Raw genomic sequence first — 16325 nt, 5'->3', positions numbered from 1 at the left:
TGGCGGTCAGCCCCGGCGTCCGTCCGAGGTCAGCATCAACACCACCGTCGATTCCGCATCGAGCTTGCCGGCGCGCCTGAGCCGCGCCACGGCCGCCAACGCGGCGGCCGACGATAGTTCCGCACCCAGGCCCTTGCGTTCAAGGCGCAGGCGCGCGTCGCCGGCTTGCGCATCGGATGTCTCCACCGGCATGCCGCCCGAGCGCGATAGCGCCTCAAGGGCCTGCAGCGTGCACGTGCCGCCCGCAATGGAGTATTGCTGTGTCGTGCTTTCCCACTGGCCTCGGGCATCGCCGGTCGTGAGTGCGCGCGACAGACGGGCGTAGGGTTCCACGGCGTGCAGCCGGGGCAGGCGCGTAATGCGGCCGGCCGCCAAGAGGTGCTGCCAGCCCAGGTAGATGCCCCACAGCAGGTCGCCGCGCGCCGTCGGCACGATGATGTCCGTGGGCACGCCGCAGTCGTCCAGGATCTCCTGGGCGATGGGCTTGTAGCCTTCCACGCCGTAGGGATGCGTGCCCACCGGCGGATTCAGGTAGTTCGTGCCCGCGAACGCGCCGTGGTTGCGGCACAGGTCGGCCACGTAGGGCCAGCGGGCCAGACTGTCTTCGAACGCCCGCAGCCGGGCGCCGAAGCGCTCCATGGCTTCGCGTTGCAGTGGCGGGCAGTTGCGGGTGATGGCGATGTCGGCCTCCAGGCCTGCCGCGGCGCAGTAGGCGGCCAGCGACACGCCCGCGTTGCCGCTGGAAGCCGCCGCCACGCGGGTGGCGCCAGCCAGCCGCGCGCGCGAGACCAGCTGCGCCGACATGCGGTCCTTGTGGCTGCCTGTGGGATTGGCGCTTTCGCACTTGAGCCACAACGCGCCCACGCCTTCTTCACGCGCCAGGTCGGGCGCGGCAAGGCAAGGCGTGCCGCCTTCGCCCAACGTCACGGGCGACAGCACGGGCAGGGGCATGACCTCGTCCACCGCGTGCGCGTCATACTGGCACTCCAGCGTGGCGGGGTGGCCAGCCGCCAGGCAAGCGGGACAGCCTTCGGGGTAGTCGCCTGCGGGCCAAAGGGTTGCGCAGCGGATGCAGCGCAGGCCGGTCAATTTGGGGTTCATCTGCATGAGTCAGTATCTTGTTGCAAGAGCGTCCAAGGGGAGGGCGGGGGCGACCTGCAGCAGGCAATCGCCGTCGTCGCTGCGCGCGATGGGTCGAAGGCACACCACCGTGCCGGCCTGCGGGCTGAGCAGGGCGCGCGGCGGGGCGTCGGGCCGTGCCGGTTCGATCAGGCGGCCGATGCGCTGGTGCGCGTCCACGGATTGTCCCAGTTCCACGGCGGGGACGAAGACGCCGGATTCACGTGACCGCAGCGTCGCGGCGGGCGTGTCGAGGTCGTAGAGGCGGACTTGCACGGCAGGGGCGGGCGCCCGGCCATGCAGCAGCCCCAGTTCGGCCAGGCAGCCCAGCAATCCGTCCCGGCAACGGTCCGCCAGCAACTGGCTGGTCTCTCGGCCGCCGCCGATCTCGGCAGACAGGCGCAGCACGCCGTGCCGGCTGGCTGCGGCGGGCATGGAACCGGCTTCGCCGCCGCGAAAGAACACGCAGTCGGGCAGCCCGAACGCGCGCGCGAGCGCGGGCAGGCGTTCGTCGTAGGGATCGTTGCCGTAGCGGGTGATGACCGACGACGGCAGGTAGCGCAGCGACGCGCCGCCACTGTGCACGTCCACCAGCGCCTGTACGCGGGGCAGCAGCCGCGCTTCCAGGGCGGCTGCCACGCCTTCGGTATAGCCGCGCGCTGGTTCGCCGAGGAAGGCGCGGTTCAGGTTGCCGCCGTCAGACGGGGACAGCCGGGTGCCGGCAAGCGATGCTTCCGCGTTGACCGCGGGCAGCAGATACACGGTGCCGCGCTGCAGAATGTCCGGCAACTGATGCCACAAATCCAGGATCGCGGCCTGGCCTTCCCATTCGTCGCCGTGCACGCCGGCGATCAGCGCGACGGCGGGTCCCGGGCCTGCCTCGATCCGCAGGACGGGAATCGTGATGCGCCGGTAAGCCGACGCGTTGGTGGCGGCGGCCACGGAAAAATCCTCGCGGGTTACGCTGGCCATGCGGGGGCTCCGGGGAAAGGCGTCGGACGCGCGGGGGCGCGGGTCAATCGAGCGTGGCGGCCTTGATGATGCTTTCCCACTTGGGCAGCTCCTTTTTGATCTGGGCCTGAACATCCTGCGGCGTGCCGCCCAGGGGCTCCTGGGAGCGGCTGCGCAACTCCCGGCTCACGGCGTCGGAACGCAGCGCCTGATTCAGCGCGGCGTTCAGCCGCGAGATCGCGGCGGCCGGGGTGCCCGCCGGCGCCACCAGCGCGCTCCACGCCGATTGCTCGTAATCGGGATAGCCTTGTTCGGCCACCGTCGGCACGTCAGGGTTGGAGGCGGCGCGCTTGCGGGTCGTGACGGCCAGCGCACGCAGACGCCCGTCCTTCAGATTGCCGATCAACGGCGGCAGGTTTTCCATCATGGAATCCACATGGCCGCCCAGCAGGTCCGAGAGCTGCGCGGCGGTGGCCTTGTACGGAATCTGGCGCACGGCGGCGCCGGTCTGGGCAATGAAGAGCTTGACGCCCACTTCGCTGGTCGTGCCCGGGTCCGCCGAAGTCATGGTCAGGCGGTCCGGCTGGGCGCGGCTGGCTTGGATGAAGCCTTTCAGGTCCCGATATGGCGAGGCGGCGTTCACGACGATCACATTGGGCGTCTCGGCGACCAGGCCAATCGGCTTGAGGTCACGGTCCAGGTCGTACATCTGCTGCTTGAAGAGATAACGGTGCAGCACCAGCGTCCCTACGTGGGCATAGCCGATGGTGTAACCGTCCGCGGGGGCCCGGACCACGGCTTGCGTGCCGATGCGGCCGCCGGCGCCCACGCGGTTTTCAACGACGACCGGCTGTCCAAGCAGGCGGCTCATTTCCTGGCCGATGAGGCGGGCCGTGATGTCGGCATTGCCGCCCGCGGCGGCCGGCACGATCAGCGTGATGGCGCGTTCGGGGTAATCGGCGTGCGCAAGAGGGGCGGCGAGGCAAAGCAACAGGGCGGCAAGGCAGGCAGAGCGTTTCATGACGATTCCCGAGGCGTTGAGGGCTGCGCCATTGTGCGACCGCGCGACGCGGCTGCCGTTTGGTTGAATCACATGGTTATTCGGCCAAATCTAATGTAGATCGCCGTTTCGCCGATCGGCCTGCTTGCCCAATCCATGACCCACCGCAGCCGCGCACAGCGCTACGATCGCGCCCAACAGGGCGATCAGTGCCGCGCCGTAACCCAGCGTGTCGATGCCGGCCTTCACCCAGCCGCTGGCGGCGTCGCCGCCGCGATAGACCACGGTGTCGATGACGTTCTTCGTCTTGTACTTGTCCTCGGGCGTGACCGCCGTGAACAGCATCTCGCGCCCTGGCCGGATCAGCGCATACTCGCCGGCGCGGCGCAGGATCATTGCGGCTGCCAGCACGGCGAACACGGGGAAGGCCGCCAGCGCCAGAAAGGCGACCGCCACCGCCAGCGGGACGGCAGTCAGCAGGAACCGCAATCCCAGGCGGGCGGCCACGCGCCCGGTGATGAAGATCTGCGACAGCAGCGCGAGCGTCTGCACGGTGAAATCCAGCGCGCTGAAGACCCGGATGCGCTGGGCGGTGTCGGGGAACGCGTCGGCGACCAGCCGCGCCTGTTCCATGTAGAGAAAGGTGTTCAAGGTGGCCAGCAGCACGACAAGCAGGGAAATGCCCAGCAGGTAACGGGACTGGAAGATGCGCGACAGCCCGGCCAGGATGCCGCCTTCGATGGGACGCTGCATGTCTGCAAGGCCGACGTCGGGCCGGGATGCGGCGCGCCAGGCCAGCAGCCATTGCTTGAGCGGCAGCGTGGCGGTCAGCAGCAGGGCCGACAGCACCAGCAAGCCCGCCGGGCCCAGCACGCCAGCCAGCAGAGCGCCAAGCAGCGGGCCGCAAAGGCCGCCCGCGCTGGCGCCCGCGGCGATCAGCGCGAACAGCCGCTTGGCCGATTCCATGCGGAACACGTCGGCCATGAGGCTCCACGCGATGGAGACGACGAACAGGTTGAACACCGATAGCCAGACGTAGAACGCGCGCGCGGCCCAGACGCTGCCGGGTTGCTGGTGGAGCAGGGCGGCAAAGCCCACCATCGTCAGCGCGAAGATGGCGTAGACCCAGGTCACCAGCGTGGCACGCGGCACGCGGTTGGATATCCAGCCAAACATCGGCACGACGGCCAGCGTGGCAAGGAAGGTGGCGGTGAACAGCCATTGCAGCTGGTTCACGCCCGCCTGGATCCCCATCGTTTCCCGGATGGGGCGCAGCATGAAATAACCGCAGAAAAGGAAAAAGAAGAACGCGAAGCCGCACGCGGCAGGCGCGAGCTCGGTTTCCTGGATGCCCAGCGCCCGTGCGGCACGGGCACGCCAGGACAGAGGGGCGGCCGCCATCGCGTCAGGCGAGCAGTGCGGCGATGCGGTCGCGCAGCGCGGCGTCGGGCTGGCGGCCAAAGCCGGCGCGCGCATTGTCCGCCATGTTGGCGGGCTTGGACGTGGCGGGAATGACGGCCGTGACGGCGGGATGGCCAATGATGAACTTCAGGAAGATCTGCGCCCAGGAGGTGCAATCGATCTCGGCGGCCAGCTTGGGCAGCGCCACGCCCTTGACCTGGCGGAACAGCGCGCCGTCTTCGAACGGCCGGTTGATCAACACCGCGACGCCGTTGGCCTGGCACGCGGGCAGCAGGCGTTTTTCGGCGCTGCGCGAGGCGATCGACAGGTTCACCTGCAGGAAATCGGGCTTTTCCTTTTCGACCAGCTCGGTCAGGTCGTCGTGCGCATGGTCCGTGTAATGCGTGATGCCGATGTAGCGCGTCACGCCCTGCTGTTTCAGATCGCGCAGCAAGGCCAGCTGGTTGCGGGTGTCGATCAGGTTATGGACCTGGATCAGGTCCAGCTTGTCGCTGCGCAGCGCCTGTTGCGACTCCCGGACCTGGCGCATCGCGGATTCGTGGCCGCGCGTGCTGATCTTGGTCGCCAGGAACACGCGCTTGCGCAGGCCGCCTTCGCGGGCCAGGAGGGCGCCGGTGACGGCTTCCGCCTGGCCATAGCTGGGCGCCGTGTCGATCAGGCTGCCGCCCGCCTTCATGAGCGTTTCAAGCACCTGGGCCAGCGGGGCCATGGCCGCGGCGTCGCCGGGCGACACGTTGAACGTGTCCGCGGTGCCCAGTCCCACCACGGGCAGGCTCTCGCCCGACGACGGAATCGGGCGCTTTAGCATGGCCTGACCCGGCGTGGCTGCCCATGCCGGCCACGCGGCCCCCATTAGGGCTGCGCTGGCGGTGGTCTGCAGGAAGCGGCGGCGGTCAGGCATGGCAAGGCTCCGGCTATTCAAGAGGAAGGGGGCGGCCCAATGAAAAAGGGCCTACATGTGCATGCAGGCCCTTTCGGTGCTGGTCTGACGACGGCGCGTTACTCGCGGTTGCCGCCGAAGATGCCCAGCAGCATCAGCAGGTTCGAGAAGACGTTGTAGACGTCCAGGTAGATGGCCAGGGTGGCCGAGACGTAGTTGGTCTCACCGCCGTTGACCACGCGCTGCAGGTCCACCAGCATGAACGCCGAGAAGATCACTATGGCGAGCACCGAGATGGTCAGCATCAGGGCCGGCAATTGCAGGAAGATGTTGGCCAGTGCCGCCACCAGGATCACGACCGCGCCGATGAACAGGAATTTCTGCAGTCCCGACAGATCGCGCTTGATGGTCGTGGCCAGGGTGGCCATGGTGCCGAACACGATCGCGGTGCCGCCGAACGCCGTCATGACGAGCTGCGAACCGTTGCTCATGCCCATAACGAAGCCAAGCAGGCGCGAAAGCATGACGCCCATGAAGAACGTGAACGCCAGAAGCAGGACCACGCCCAGCGAGCTGTTCTTGTTCTTCTCGATGGCGAACATCAGGCCGAAGGCGCCGACCAGGAAGACGATGGCCGACAGGCCGGGGCTGGCGCCCATGACGCGGTTGATGCCGGTGTAGAGGCCGACGGCCGCGCCCAGCACCGTCGGGATCAGCGACAGGGCGAGGAGCCAGTACGTATTGCGCAGGACCTGGTTGCGAGCGACCTCGCCCGGCGCGCCGGCGACCGCGCCGGAACGGTTAAAAGGGGACGGACGATATTCGTTCATGGAGAACTCCTGTATACGGCAAGTATGGTGATTGCCTAGAAGGCTTAGATGCGAAGGATACCTTACAGTTCCCTGAAGAATCCAGTCAGCCTTGCCTGACCTCATTGAGCACACGGGAAACGATAGCAGGCAATTCCGCATCCATGCGTGCCTGTAATTGCGTCACGGCGTCGGCAAGTGCCTGTCGCATGACCTGTTCCACCTCGGCCTGCAAGCGGGCGGCGAGCACGGTGGCGTCCGGCAGGGCGCGCAGTGCGGGGGCGGCGGGCGGCGGCTGGCACGCGGTCGGCGCCGGGCTGGCGGCTGGCCCAGCAGGCCCGTCGTCGTCGGCCACATCCGTCAGCACGGGAAACGGGTCGTGCTCGTAAACCGGGCCGGCCTCGTCGGCCAGTTCGGTCAAGAGCGGCGCATCAGCGTCGTCGTCCGCCGGGTCGTGGAACGAGGGCTCGGCGCGATGAGTCAGGGTGGGGATGCCGGGGTCGGGTGTGCGAGCGGGCATGGAAACTCCCGAGATTCTGGTGGATGCGGCGCGCGGGCGCGCGTGGGGGGGACGGTTCAGCCGCCTTGGGCCTTGCGGCTCAGGTCGTGGCTTTGCGGTACATGACCGGCCGTCTGGTAGGTGCGCCAGCGCTGCCTGGCCGCCTGCTTGTCGTCCGGATCGTCCGAGACGATTTCAAGGAGGCGTTCGAAAGCGTCGAAGCCGGGCGGGCAATCGTCGTCCAGATTCAGCAGCCAGGGCTGCGGCTGATCGGGCTGCCCTGCCGCCTGCAAGGCCTGCAGCGGCTCTCCTGCGGTAAGCACCACCGGCGTTTCAGGGGCCAGGGGATCGTTTGCCAACACGTGCGGCACGAACGCCGTGTCGTCGAACGCCCACAGCATCCGGTCGAACGCCGCCAGGCGCGAACCGTCTTTACAGTACACCACCAGCCGCTGGCCTGCCAGGACGCGCTTGCGCACGACCTGGCAGGCCATGCGCAGGCGGTCGGGCGCGCCGAATGCGAAATCGATGCGCGTCATGGGGCTTTTGGCGTCAGTCGCTTCAAACCTGGTCCAGCAGGTATTGCATCAGGAGCGGCACCGGACGGCCGGTCGCGCCCTTGTCCTTGCCGCCGCGCCAGGCCGTGCCGGCGATGTCCAGGTGCGCCCAGGGGTAAGCCTTGGCAAAGCGGGACAGGAAGCAGGCCGCGGTGACGGCGCCGGCCGGAGGACCGCCGATGTTGGCGAGGTCGGCGAAATTGGACTTGAGCTGTTCCTGGTAGGCGTCGTCCATGGGCATGCGCCAGGCGGTGTCCAGCGCACGGCGGCCCGCCGACGCCAGGGCGTCAGCCAGCGCGTCGTCCTTGGAGAACAGGCCGGTATTGACGTTGCCCAGCGCGACGACGCAGGCGCCGGTCAGCGTGGCGATGTCGATCACGGCAGACGGCTTGAAGCGTTCGGCGTAGGTGAGGGCGTCGCACAGGACCAGGCGGCCCTCGGCGTCGGTGTTCAGGATCTCGATGGTGAGGCCGGCCATGCTGGTGACGACGTCGCCCGGCTTGTTGGCCTTGCCGCTGGGCAGGTTCTCGCAAGCGGGAATCAGGCCGACGACGTCCAGCGGCAGTTCCAGTTCGGCCAGGGCGCGGAACGAACCCAGCACGCTGGCGGCGCCGCACATGTCGTACTTCATTTCGTCCATGGTGGCCGCAGGCTTGAGCGAGATGCCGCCGGCGTCGAACGTGATGCCCTTGCCGACCAGCACGATCGGGCCTTGCGCGGACTTGGCGCCCTTCTTGGCGGTCTTGGCGCCGGCGTGGCGCAGGACGATGAAGCGCAGCGCTTCCTCGGAGCCGCGGGCGACGGACAGGAACGAGCCCATGCCCAGCGCTTCGACCTGCTTGCGGTCCATGACCTCGACCTTCAGCGACTTGAATTCGCGCGCCAGGCGTTTGGCGGTGTCGCCGAGGTAGGTGGGGGTGCAGATGTTGCCCGGCAGGTTGCCCAGCGTGCGGGTCAGTTCCATGCCGTTGGCGATGGCGCTGCCTTCGCGCAGGCCTTTCTGGGCTTGCGTGGCATCGGCGCGCTCGACGACCTGCACGATCTTCTTGAGCTTGGGGCGCGCGTCGCGGTCAGGCTTGCCGAAACTTGCGTCGTAGTAGTAGGCCGCGCCGCCGGCCGCGATCGCGGCGCTGCGGGCGCGCGTAATGACGTCGATGCCGGCGATGGGGTTGGCGACCAGCGTGGACACGCCTTCGGTAAGTTGGGCCGAGACGCAGACCGAGGCAAATGCCTGTTCGGCCGACGCGTGAGTGCGGGCCGAATATTCATCCTGCTTGCCCAGGCCAACCAGGACGACGCGCTGCGCGGAGACGCCCGGCAACGTGCGCAGCGTCAGGGTCGAGCCGGCGCGTCCGCGGAATTCACTTTTGACCACCGCACGGACGGCGCCATTGGAAGCGCGGTCGATGATGTCGGCGGCGGGGCTCAACACGCCGTCCGCGTACACGCCGACGGCGAGGGCGGCGGTTTTGACCTGGTGCAGGGAAGCAGTGGTCTGTGTGCTAAATTCCATGAGGGTTTCCCGTGTGCGTCTGTGTATGATGCGGTCGATTATCCCGCATATTCTCCCATGTCTCTATTCAAACGCTCTGTCGTCAGCGAGATCACCAGTCACGCTGGCGTTGTCTTTTCCACGTTGCTCGTCGTGTGGCTCAGCGTGCTTCTCGTGCGCCTGCTCGGCGAGGCCGCGGGAGGCAACATCGGAGCGGACGTGGTGGTGGTGCTTGCCGCGCTCTCTACCATCACCGCGCTGCCGACCATTCTGGCGGTCTCGATCTTCATTGCCGTGCTGACCACGGTCACGCGCAACTACCGCGAATCCGAAATGGTGGTGTGGTTTGCCAGCGGCCTGTCGCTGGCCGACTGGCTCAAGCCCGTGCTGCGCGTGGCGGTGCCCGTCGCGATCGCCGTGGCGGGGCTGACGCTGGTGGCCTCGCCCTGGGCCTACCGCCAGATCGGCGAATACCACGAACGCTTCGAGCAGCGCTCGGACCTGTCCAAGGTCACGGCCGGCCAATTCGCCGAGTCTTCGGGCGGCAATCGCGTGTTCTTTGCCGAAGACCCGGTCAATCCCACCGACGAACTTGGCAATGTGTTTGCGCGCGAGATCGGTCCCGAATGGCTGAGCGTGCTGACCGCGAGCAGCGCGCATATCGAAACCCTGCCCAACGGCGACCGTTTCCTGGTGCTGGGCGAAGGGCATCGCTACGACCTGAAGCCAGGCACGCCGGAGCTGCGCCTCGTGCACTTCGAAAAATACGGCCTGCGCCTGGAAAGCAAGGGGGGCGGCGACCCGGTGGCCGAGGCCCGCGCGGCGGCAGAGCGTTCCTCGAAGGCGCGCAGCACGCCGCAACTGATCGAGGACAACACCAACAGCAGCTGGTCGCAGGTGATGTGGCGGATTTCGCTGCCGCTCGCGGCGCTGAATCTTGCGCTGCTGGCCATTCCGCTTGGCGCGGTCAATCCGCGGCTGGGGCGTTCGGGCGACCTGCTCATCGCCGGTCTGGTCGGTCTGCTCTACATGAACCTGATCAACCTGTCGCGCGCCTGGATCTCCAACGGCAAGCTCAGTTTTGGTCTGGGGGTATGGGCCATCCACGGCGCCGTCGCGCTGTTGACCGTCTTCCTGCTGATGCGCCGCCTGCGCGTCAAGGCGCCCAAGAACAACACCTAGCAAGACAGGCGCTGTCAGGGCGCGCCTGTCAGGGCAGATACTTCATCGTCCCGCGCCGGCCTGCCAGCAGGTCGGCGTTTCTCAAGACCGATTTGCGGATGAAGTCCCACAGCGCGGTCACGCGCTTGAGCTTGCGCAGGTCTTCATGGCAATACATCCAGAACGAGCGCGTGATGGCGATCTCGTCTTCCAGCACCGGCTTTAGCCGCGGATCCTGAGCCGCGATGAAGCACGGCAGGATGGCGAGCGACTGGCCCTGCAGCGCCGCGTGGTATTGGGCCACGACGCTCGTGCTGCGCAACACCACCTTGCTTGCCGGCAGCAGGTCTTCCAGATAGCGCAGGCGCTCGCTGAACAACAGCTCGTCCACATAGCCGATGAACGTGTGGTCCGCCAGGTCTTCGCGGCGAGTGATGGGCGCATGGTTGGCCAGATAACCCGGCGTGCCGTACAGCCGCAGGGTGTAGTCGCACAGCTTGCTGCATACGTACGGCCCGCGCTGCGGCCGCTCGATGGTGATGGCCAGGTCCGCTTCGCGCTTGGACAGGCTGACAAAGCGCGGCACGGGCAGGATGTCCAGCGTGATGTGCGGATAGCGCCGCTGGAAGTCGGCCGCGAGAGGGGTCAACACGTAGCTGCCGAAGCCTTCGGTGGCGCCGATGCGCAGGTGACCCGACAACGCCTGTCCGATGCCGGACAGGTTTTCGCGCGCCGTGTGCACCACGCTTTCCATTTGCTCGGCGTGGACGAAGAGGCGCTGGCCGTCGTCCGTCAGCACGAACCCCGCGCTGCGCGACTTCTCGAATAGCAGCGTATCCAGTTCGGTTTCCAGGGCCCGGATCCGGCGCGACACGGTGGTGTGCTCCACGCCCAGCTTGCGCGCCGCGGCGCTGACGCGCTGGGTGCGGGCCACTTCCAGGAAATACCGCAGGCTGTCCCAATCAAGCAAGATCCGTCGCTCCAGGCCCCCGGCAGCACGTTGCGCCAGCGACATTTTTGTATGTGCATGAATGCACAAGGAATGTGCATTTCTGGTGTTGCTTGTTGATTTTCACACATCTACACTGGTTCGGCTGGCCTTGGGCTATGCCCTGGGACCGCAAGCCGCGAAGACGGCGCCACAACGCTACTACTCAGCGCATAAAAACTCAGGAGACAAATCCATGAAATTGCACGCACGCGGGCTCGCCGCAGGCTTGTGTCTGGGCGCCGGTTTGATTGGGCAGGCCCATGCGGCGGACAAGCCGCCAGTGAAGATCGGCATTCTGACGGATATGTCCGGCACCTACGCCGGCATGGGGGGCGCAGGCTCGGTCGCGGCGGCGCAATTGGCCATCGACGACTGCCTTGCCGCGGAGTGCAAGGGCATGAAGATCGAGCTGGTGTCCGCGGACAACCAGAACAAGGCCGACGTGGGCGCCGCCCGGGCGCGCGAATGGTTCGACCGCGACGGCGTCACCGCCATTGCCGACCTCACCAATTCCGCGGTCGCGCTCGCCGTGCAGGGCATTGCCCGTGAAAAGAACAAGGTCGTGATGTTCTCCGGCCCGGCCACCACGGCGTTGACCAACAAGGACTGCTCCCCGGTCGGCTTTCACTGGATGTTCGACACCTACTCGCAGTCGGCGGGCGGCGCCAAGGCCACCGTGCGCGAGGGCGGCAAGTCCTGGTTCTTCATTACCGTCGACTACGCGTTCGGCCACTCGCTGGAAGCCGACACGGCCAAGGCGGTGAAGGCGCTGGGCGGCACGGTGGCCGGCAATGTCCGCCACCCGCTGAACGCGCCCGACTTCGCGTCCTATCTGCTGCAGGCGCAGAGCTCCAAGGCGCAGGTGGTGGCGCTGGCCAATGGCGGCCAGGACACCGTCAATGCGGTCAAGCAGGCGCGCGAGTTCGGCATCGTGGCAGGCGGGCAGCGGCTGGTTTCCCTGCTCATCTTCCTGTCGGACCTGCGTGCGCTCGGCCTGGAGAACGCGCAGGGGCTGTCTTACGTGGATGGTTTTTACTGGGATTACGACGACGCCACGCGTGAGTGGTCGGGGCGCTTCGAGAAGGCGTTCCGCGGCCTGAAGCCCACGATGACGCAGGCGGGCGTGTATTCCAGCGTGCTGCATTACCTGCGCGCGGTGGCCGCCGCCAACAGCACCGACGGCAAGGTCGTCGCCGACAAGATGCGCGAGATTCCCATCAAGGATCCCATCATGCGCAATGCGTCGATCCGCCCTGACGGCCGCGTGATCCACGATATGTACCTGTACGAAGTCAAGAAGCCCGCGGACTCCAAGGGTGGCTGGGACTATTCCAAGCTGGTGGCCACCATTCCGGCGGCCGAAGCCTTCCAGCCCCTGGCCGATTCGACCTGCCCGCTGGTGAAGAAATAGCGTCAAGCCCGTGGGCGCTGTCCCGCGGGCGCGGCTCGATCCAAGAACGCGGATTTTCATCCGCATCGACTACGCAGTGTGAGGAGCAACAAAATGAGTGAAGTCCCGCGCGTTCCGCTACTGATCGGCGGCAAGCTTGTGCAGTCCAAAACCACCGAATGGCGAGACGTGATCAACCCCGCCACCCAGGAGGTCGTTGCCAAGGTGCCCTTCGCCACGCGCGAAGAACTGGACCTGGCCGTCTCCAACGCCAAGGAGGCCTTCAAGACCTGGCGCAACGCCGGGCAGGGCACGCGCATGCGCGTCATGCTCAAGTTCCAGGAACTGCTGCGCGCCAATACCGGCAAGCTGGCCGAGATGATCACCCGCGAACACGGCAAGACGCTGCCGGACGCCGAGGGTGAAGTCGGCCGCGGCCTGGAAGTGGTCGAGCACGCCTGCTCGATTGCCAACCTGCAACTGGGCGAGTACGCGGAGAACGCGGCGTCCGGCATCGATGTCTACACCCTGATCCAGCCGCTGGGCGTGTGCGCGGGCATCACCGCGTTCAACTTCCCGGTCATGCTGCCGTGCTTCATGTTCCCCATCGCCGTGGCGTGCGGCAACACGTTCGTGTTGAAGCCTTCTGAGCAGGATCCGACGTCGTCGCTGTTCCTGGCGGAATTGGCGCTGGAAGCCGGCCTGCCGCCGGGCGTGCTGAACGTGGTGCACGGCGGTCCTGAAACGGCCAACGGCCTGTGCGAGCACCCCGACATCAAGGCAGTGTCGTTCATCGGCTCGACCCGCGTGGGCACCGAGATCTACAACCGCGCGTCGGCCGCCGGCAAGCGCTGCCAGTCCATGATGGGCGCGAAGAACCACTGCGTGGTCCTGCCGGATGCCGATCCCGAAGTGGCGCTGAACCAGCTGCTGGGCGCCGCCTTTGGCGCGGCCGGCCAGCGCTGCATGGCCTCGTCCGTGGCGGTGCTGGTGGGCGAAGCCCGCAATTGGCTGCCCGACTTCGTCGAGCGCGCCAAGAAGCTCAAGGTCAACGCGGGCACGGATCGCGAAGCCGACCTGGGTCCGCTGGTGTCGCCCAACGCCAAGAAGCGCGTCGAAAGCCTGATCCAGAAGGGCGTGGACGAAGGCGCCAAGCTGTTGCTGGACGGCCGCAACCTGAAGGTGGCTGGCTTCGAGGAAGGCAACTTCGTCGGCCCGACCGTGTTCGACGGCGTCGCCGAGAACATGACCATCTACACGGAAGAAATCTTCGGGCCGGTCCTGTGCTGCGTCGGTGTCGAGACCCTGGAAGACGCGGTGGCGTTCATCAACCGCAACCCCAACGGCAACGGCGTCGCGCTGTTCACGCAGGACGGGGGCGCGGCGCGCTACTTCCAGAACAACATCGACGTGGGGCAGGTGGGCATCAACGTGCCTATCCCTGTGCCCGTGGCGTGGTTCAGCTTCACGGGTTCGCGCGGCTCCAAGCTGGGCGACCTGGGCCCCAACGGCAAGCAGGCGGTGCAGTTCTGGACGCAGACCAAAACTGTGACCGCGCGCTGGTCGGCACACGCCAAGACCGTGAACACCACGATCTCGATGCGCTGAAAGAGGGACGCCTTGCTCCTAAGCTTATATCGATAATTCATATAGCAAGGCGTTCTTATTACTTATAATTGGCCCGTCTATCAGGGGCCAATTAATGAACCTCCAGCAATTTCGTTTCGTGCGTGAAACCATCCGGCGCGACTTCAACCTGACTGAAGCCGCCCGGATGCTCTACACGTCGCAGCCCGGCGTTTCGAAGGCCATCATCGAGTTCGAGGACGAGCTGGGCATCAAGATCTTCGAACGTCATGGCAAGCGCATCAAGGGGCTGACCAAGCCCGGCCTGGCCGTTTCGCAGGTGATCGACCGCATCATGCGCGAGGTCGACAACCTGAAAAAAGTCAGCGACGAATTCGCACGCCGCGACGAAGGCGGCCTGGTCATTGCCTGCACCCACACGCAGGCGCGCTATCTGCTGCCCCGCGTGATCCCCGCGTTCCGCAAGCAGTTCCCCAAGGTTCACCTGTCGCTGGCCGAGGGCAGCCCCGCCCAGCTGGCCGAAATGGTGCTGCATGAACAGGCGGATCTGGCGCTGGCGACCGAGTCGCTGGCGCTGACGCCGGGCCTGGCCACGCTGCCGGTCTACGCGTGGGAGCACACGGTGGTGGTGCGGCCCGATCATCCGCTGGCCGAGCTGACCTCCAGCGCCGCCAAGCGCCTGTCGCTGGCGCAACTGGCCGAATACCCCATCGTGACCTACGACCGGGCCTTTACCGGCCGCAGCACGATCGACGAGATCTTCGCCAACCAGGGCATTCATCCGGATATCGTGCTCGAAGCGATCGACGCCGATGTGATCAAGACCTACGTGGACGTGGGCCTGGGCATCGGCATCATCGCAGGCGTTGCCTATGATCCGCGCCGCGACTCGAATCTGGTCGGCCTGCCCGTGGGGCACCTGTTCGGCACGCATACCACGCGCGTGGGCGTGAAGGCGGGCGTGTTCCTGCGCGACTACGTCTACACCTTCCTGGAGATGCTGGCGCCGTCGCTGACCCGGGCCGTCGTCACCGACGCGGTGCAGGGCACGCCGAAGTAGCCCGCATCGCCGCAGCATGCGTGAAAAAGCGCGACGTCCTTGCGACGTCGCGTTTTTTTTGCCTGCGATTCAGGCGGGAAGGGTGAGACGGCTATCCCTTTCGACAAGCTCATAAAAATAATTAAATAAGAACTGATCTCATTTAAGTTGACGAAAAAATAGGAATCATTATCATTACATCCAGGCTCAACGACCCAGTGAGGTAAATCATGACGGCAGGACTTAGTGCAGTGGTAGTGGGCGCCGACCGCCTCGGCAATATTCCCGATCTGCTAAAAGGTCACAACATCTCGATCACGCATCACATCAGCGGGCGCGATCCCTCGCATCAAAAGAAGACGTTGCAACTGCCTTCCGGCACGCAACTGGTCATTCTGCTGACCGATTTTCTTGGCCACAATGTCATGAAGACCTTCCGCAACGCGGCGCAGCGCGGCGGCATCCGGGTCGTGGCGTGTCGCCGTTCCGTGTGCAGCATGCAGCAAGCCCTGCAGCAATGCGGCTTGTGCCCGCGCGCCGGCACCGTTCATTGACGGGACGCGTCTTGCCGCGCATCCAAGACAAACTGGGGAGGCCGATACGGCCTGCGGCCTGACCGCCGCGAAGAGAAAAAACAAAAACGCCGCCGGACGGAGAGTCGGGCGGCGTTTTGCATTTGGACGATGGCGGCGGGTTGGCCTGCGTGCGAAGATGTTGCCCAGAAGACGGGCAGGGTCCGGCAGGGCGGTCAGTTGGACGCGCGGGCCGACGCCATCAGGGTGTTGTCCAGGCGGCGGGCGCCGTTGTAGCGCTTGGACCAGTAGGCCATGGTCATGCTTTCGACGCGCACCACGCCACCGGCGCTGGGCGAATGCACGAAGCGGTCGTCGCCCAGGTAGATGCCAACGTGGGAATAGCGGCGGCCCATGGTGTTGAAGAAGACGAGGTCGCCGACCTGGAGTTCGTTCTTGGCGACGGCCACGCCTTGCTGGGCGATTTCTGCGGCGTTGCGGGGCAGCTTCAGGCCCAGACCGCGTTCGGCCGAGTAAGCGACCAGGCCGCTGCAGTCAAAGCCGGTTTCGGGGGTGCTGCCGCCGAAGCGGTAGCGGATGCCCAGGTGATTCAGGGCTTCGCTGACCATGGCGTTGTCGCTGCCGACACCCGAATGGGTGCGCTGGCGTTCACGCTTGAATTTCTGGACCACCAGCATGCCGATCGGGTCATCGGCGGTGGCAACCCATTCCATCTCGTAGGGATCGATCTCGGACGTATGGGCGGTTGACTTTTGACTAGTGCTTGCACAACCGGCCAGACCCGCAAAGCAAGCAACCAACGCGAGCATGCGCAGACCGCGCTTTGCATGGCCAGTGGTTGAATTGAATCGCGCGGGGTTGGAGTGTCGATGCATTCGCCTGGGGATGAATCACT

Annotated in this window: 16 protein-coding genes; 5 read left to right on the top strand and 11 right to left on the bottom strand. The window is 66.1% G+C overall.

The genetic code is table 11. The features are described from left to right. Positions 1–6: 6 nt before the first annotated feature. The 9 genes from FBY20_RS04385 to FBY20_RS04345 form a co-directional block, all read right to left on the bottom strand. Entirely contained in the window at positions 7–1107 is a 1101-nt protein-coding gene (locus FBY20_RS04385; protein WP_142050277.1) for a pyridoxal-phosphate dependent enzyme, read from the bottom strand. 3 nt (positions 1108–1110) lie between these two features. Then, entirely contained in the window at positions 1111–2091 is a 981-nt protein-coding gene (locus FBY20_RS04380) for a succinylglutamate desuccinylase/aspartoacylase family protein (RefSeq protein ID WP_142050274.1), read from the bottom strand. Between the two features lie 43 nt (positions 2092–2134). Further along, complete coding sequence (locus FBY20_RS04375) at positions 2135–3091, bottom strand: tripartite tricarboxylate transporter substrate binding protein (RefSeq protein ID WP_056321948.1); 957 nt, start codon at positions 3089–3091, stop codon at positions 2135–2137. Positions 3092–3181: 90 nt separating this feature from the next. After that, positions 3182–4471, bottom strand: coding sequence for an NTP/NDP exchange transporter (locus tag FBY20_RS04370; RefSeq protein ID WP_142050271.1), 1290 nt, complete (start codon positions 4469–4471; stop codon positions 3182–3184). 4 nt (positions 4472–4475) lie between these two features. After that, entirely contained in the window at positions 4476–5393 is a 918-nt protein-coding gene (locus FBY20_RS04365; protein WP_142050268.1) for an aldo/keto reductase, read from the bottom strand. Between the two features lie 98 nt (positions 5394–5491). Next, on the bottom strand, positions 5492–6202 hold the full coding sequence (locus FBY20_RS04360; protein WP_056321955.1) for a Bax inhibitor-1/YccA family protein: 711 nt from the start codon (positions 6200–6202) through the stop codon (positions 5492–5494). Between the two features lie 85 nt (positions 6203–6287). Then, positions 6288–6701, bottom strand: coding sequence for a hypothetical protein (locus FBY20_RS04355; protein WP_142050265.1), 414 nt, complete (start codon positions 6699–6701; stop codon positions 6288–6290). 56 nt (positions 6702–6757) lie between these two features. Next, positions 6758–7219, bottom strand: coding sequence for a DNA polymerase III subunit chi (locus tag FBY20_RS04350; RefSeq protein ID WP_056321960.1), 462 nt, complete (start codon positions 7217–7219; stop codon positions 6758–6760). A 22-nt stretch (positions 7220–7241) separates the two neighbouring features. After that, a complete protein-coding gene (locus FBY20_RS04345; RefSeq protein ID WP_056321963.1) occupies positions 7242–8750 on the bottom strand; it encodes a leucyl aminopeptidase in 1509 nt (502 codons plus the stop codon). 57 nt (positions 8751–8807) lie between these two features. On the opposite strand from FBY20_RS04345, the gene lptF reads away from it, so the two are divergent. Beyond that, on the top strand, positions 8808–9911 hold the full coding sequence (gene lptF, locus FBY20_RS04340) for an LPS export ABC transporter permease LptF (protein ID WP_056321967.1): 1104 nt from the start codon (positions 8808–8810) through the stop codon (positions 9909–9911). A 28-nt stretch (positions 9912–9939) separates the two neighbouring features. Here lptF and FBY20_RS04335 read toward each other — a convergent pair whose 3' ends face one another. Further along, positions 9940–10860 (bottom strand): LysR family transcriptional regulator, encoded by a 921-nt coding sequence (locus FBY20_RS04335; protein WP_056321970.1) that lies wholly within the window; start codon positions 10858–10860, stop codon positions 9940–9942. A gap of 214 nt (positions 10861–11074) precedes the next feature. Here FBY20_RS04335 and FBY20_RS04330 point away from each other — a divergent pair, with 214 nt between their 5' ends. From FBY20_RS04330 to FBY20_RS04315, 4 genes are all read left to right on the top strand, one after another. Then, positions 11075–12292 (top strand): ABC transporter substrate-binding protein, encoded by a 1218-nt coding sequence (locus FBY20_RS04330; protein WP_142050262.1) that lies wholly within the window; start codon positions 11075–11077, stop codon positions 12290–12292. Between the two features lie 93 nt (positions 12293–12385). Further along, the gene (locus FBY20_RS04325; protein ID WP_056321975.1) at positions 12386–13879 is read left to right on the top strand and encodes a CoA-acylating methylmalonate-semialdehyde dehydrogenase; all 1494 of its coding nucleotides are present in this window, start codon (positions 12386–12388) and stop codon (positions 13877–13879) included. A 94-nt stretch (positions 13880–13973) separates the two neighbouring features. Next, positions 13974–14918, top strand: coding sequence for a CysB family HTH-type transcriptional regulator (locus FBY20_RS04320; protein ID WP_056321979.1), 945 nt, complete (start codon positions 13974–13976; stop codon positions 14916–14918). Between the two features lie 209 nt (positions 14919–15127). Continuing rightward, positions 15128–15451: a DUF2325 domain-containing protein gene (locus tag FBY20_RS04315; RefSeq protein ID WP_035212827.1), complete on the top strand. Its 324-nt coding sequence runs from the start codon at positions 15128–15130 to the stop codon at positions 15449–15451. Between the two features lie 194 nt (positions 15452–15645). Here the strand turns inward: FBY20_RS04315 and FBY20_RS04310 are convergent, their stop codons facing one another. Continuing rightward, a complete protein-coding gene (locus tag FBY20_RS04310) occupies positions 15646–16305 on the bottom strand; it encodes a C40 family peptidase (RefSeq protein WP_056321982.1) in 660 nt (219 codons plus the stop codon). Between the last annotated feature and the right edge of the window lie 20 nt (positions 16306–16325).

Source organism: Achromobacter sp. SLBN-14 (assembly GCF_006715415.1).
Lineage (GTDB): Bacteria > Pseudomonadota > Gammaproteobacteria > Burkholderiales > Burkholderiaceae_B > Achromobacter > Achromobacter mucicolens.
This window is presented reverse-complemented; position numbering and strand designations above follow the sequence as displayed.

Excerpts from the sequence above, each read along its gene's own strand:
- FBY20_RS04385 (WP_142050277.1), bottom strand. The coding sequence starts at position 1,107 with ATGCAGATGAACCCCAAATTGACCGGCCTGCGCTGCATCCGCTGCGCA.
- FBY20_RS04380 (WP_142050274.1), bottom strand. The coding sequence starts at position 2,091 with ATGGCCAGCGTAACCCGCGAGGATTTTTCCGTGGCCGCCGCCACCAAC.
- FBY20_RS04375 (WP_056321948.1), bottom strand. The coding sequence starts at position 3,091 with ATGAAACGCTCTGCCTGCCTTGCCGCCCTGTTGCTTTGCCTCGCCGCC.
- FBY20_RS04370 (WP_142050271.1), bottom strand. The coding sequence starts at position 4,471 with ATGGCGGCCGCCCCTCTGTCCTGGCGTGCCCGTGCCGCACGGGCGCTG.
- FBY20_RS04365 (WP_142050268.1), bottom strand. The coding sequence starts at position 5,393 with ATGCCTGACCGCCGCCGCTTCCTGCAGACCACCGCCAGCGCAGCCCTA.
- FBY20_RS04360 (WP_056321955.1), bottom strand. The coding sequence starts at position 6,202 with ATGAACGAATATCGTCCGTCCCCTTTTAACCGTTCCGGCGCGGTCGCC.
- FBY20_RS04355 (WP_142050265.1), bottom strand. The coding sequence starts at position 6,701 with ATGCCCGCTCGCACACCCGACCCCGGCATCCCCACCCTGACTCATCGC.
- FBY20_RS04350 (WP_056321960.1), bottom strand. The coding sequence starts at position 7,219 with ATGACGCGCATCGATTTCGCATTCGGCGCGCCCGACCGCCTGCGCATG.
- FBY20_RS04345 (WP_056321963.1), bottom strand. The coding sequence starts at position 8,750 with ATGGAATTTAGCACACAGACCACTGCTTCCCTGCACCAGGTCAAAACC.
- lptF (WP_056321967.1), top strand. The coding sequence starts at position 8,808 with ATGTCTCTATTCAAACGCTCTGTCGTCAGCGAGATCACCAGTCACGCT.
- FBY20_RS04330 (WP_142050262.1), top strand. The coding sequence starts at position 11,075 with ATGAAATTGCACGCACGCGGGCTCGCCGCAGGCTTGTGTCTGGGCGCC.
- FBY20_RS04325 (WP_056321975.1), top strand. The coding sequence starts at position 12,386 with ATGAGTGAAGTCCCGCGCGTTCCGCTACTGATCGGCGGCAAGCTTGTG.
- FBY20_RS04320 (WP_056321979.1), top strand. The coding sequence starts at position 13,974 with ATGAACCTCCAGCAATTTCGTTTCGTGCGTGAAACCATCCGGCGCGAC.
- FBY20_RS04315 (WP_035212827.1), top strand. The coding sequence starts at position 15,128 with ATGACGGCAGGACTTAGTGCAGTGGTAGTGGGCGCCGACCGCCTCGGC.
- FBY20_RS04310 (WP_056321982.1), bottom strand. The coding sequence starts at position 16,305 with ATGCATCGACACTCCAACCCCGCGCGATTCAATTCAACCACTGGCCAT.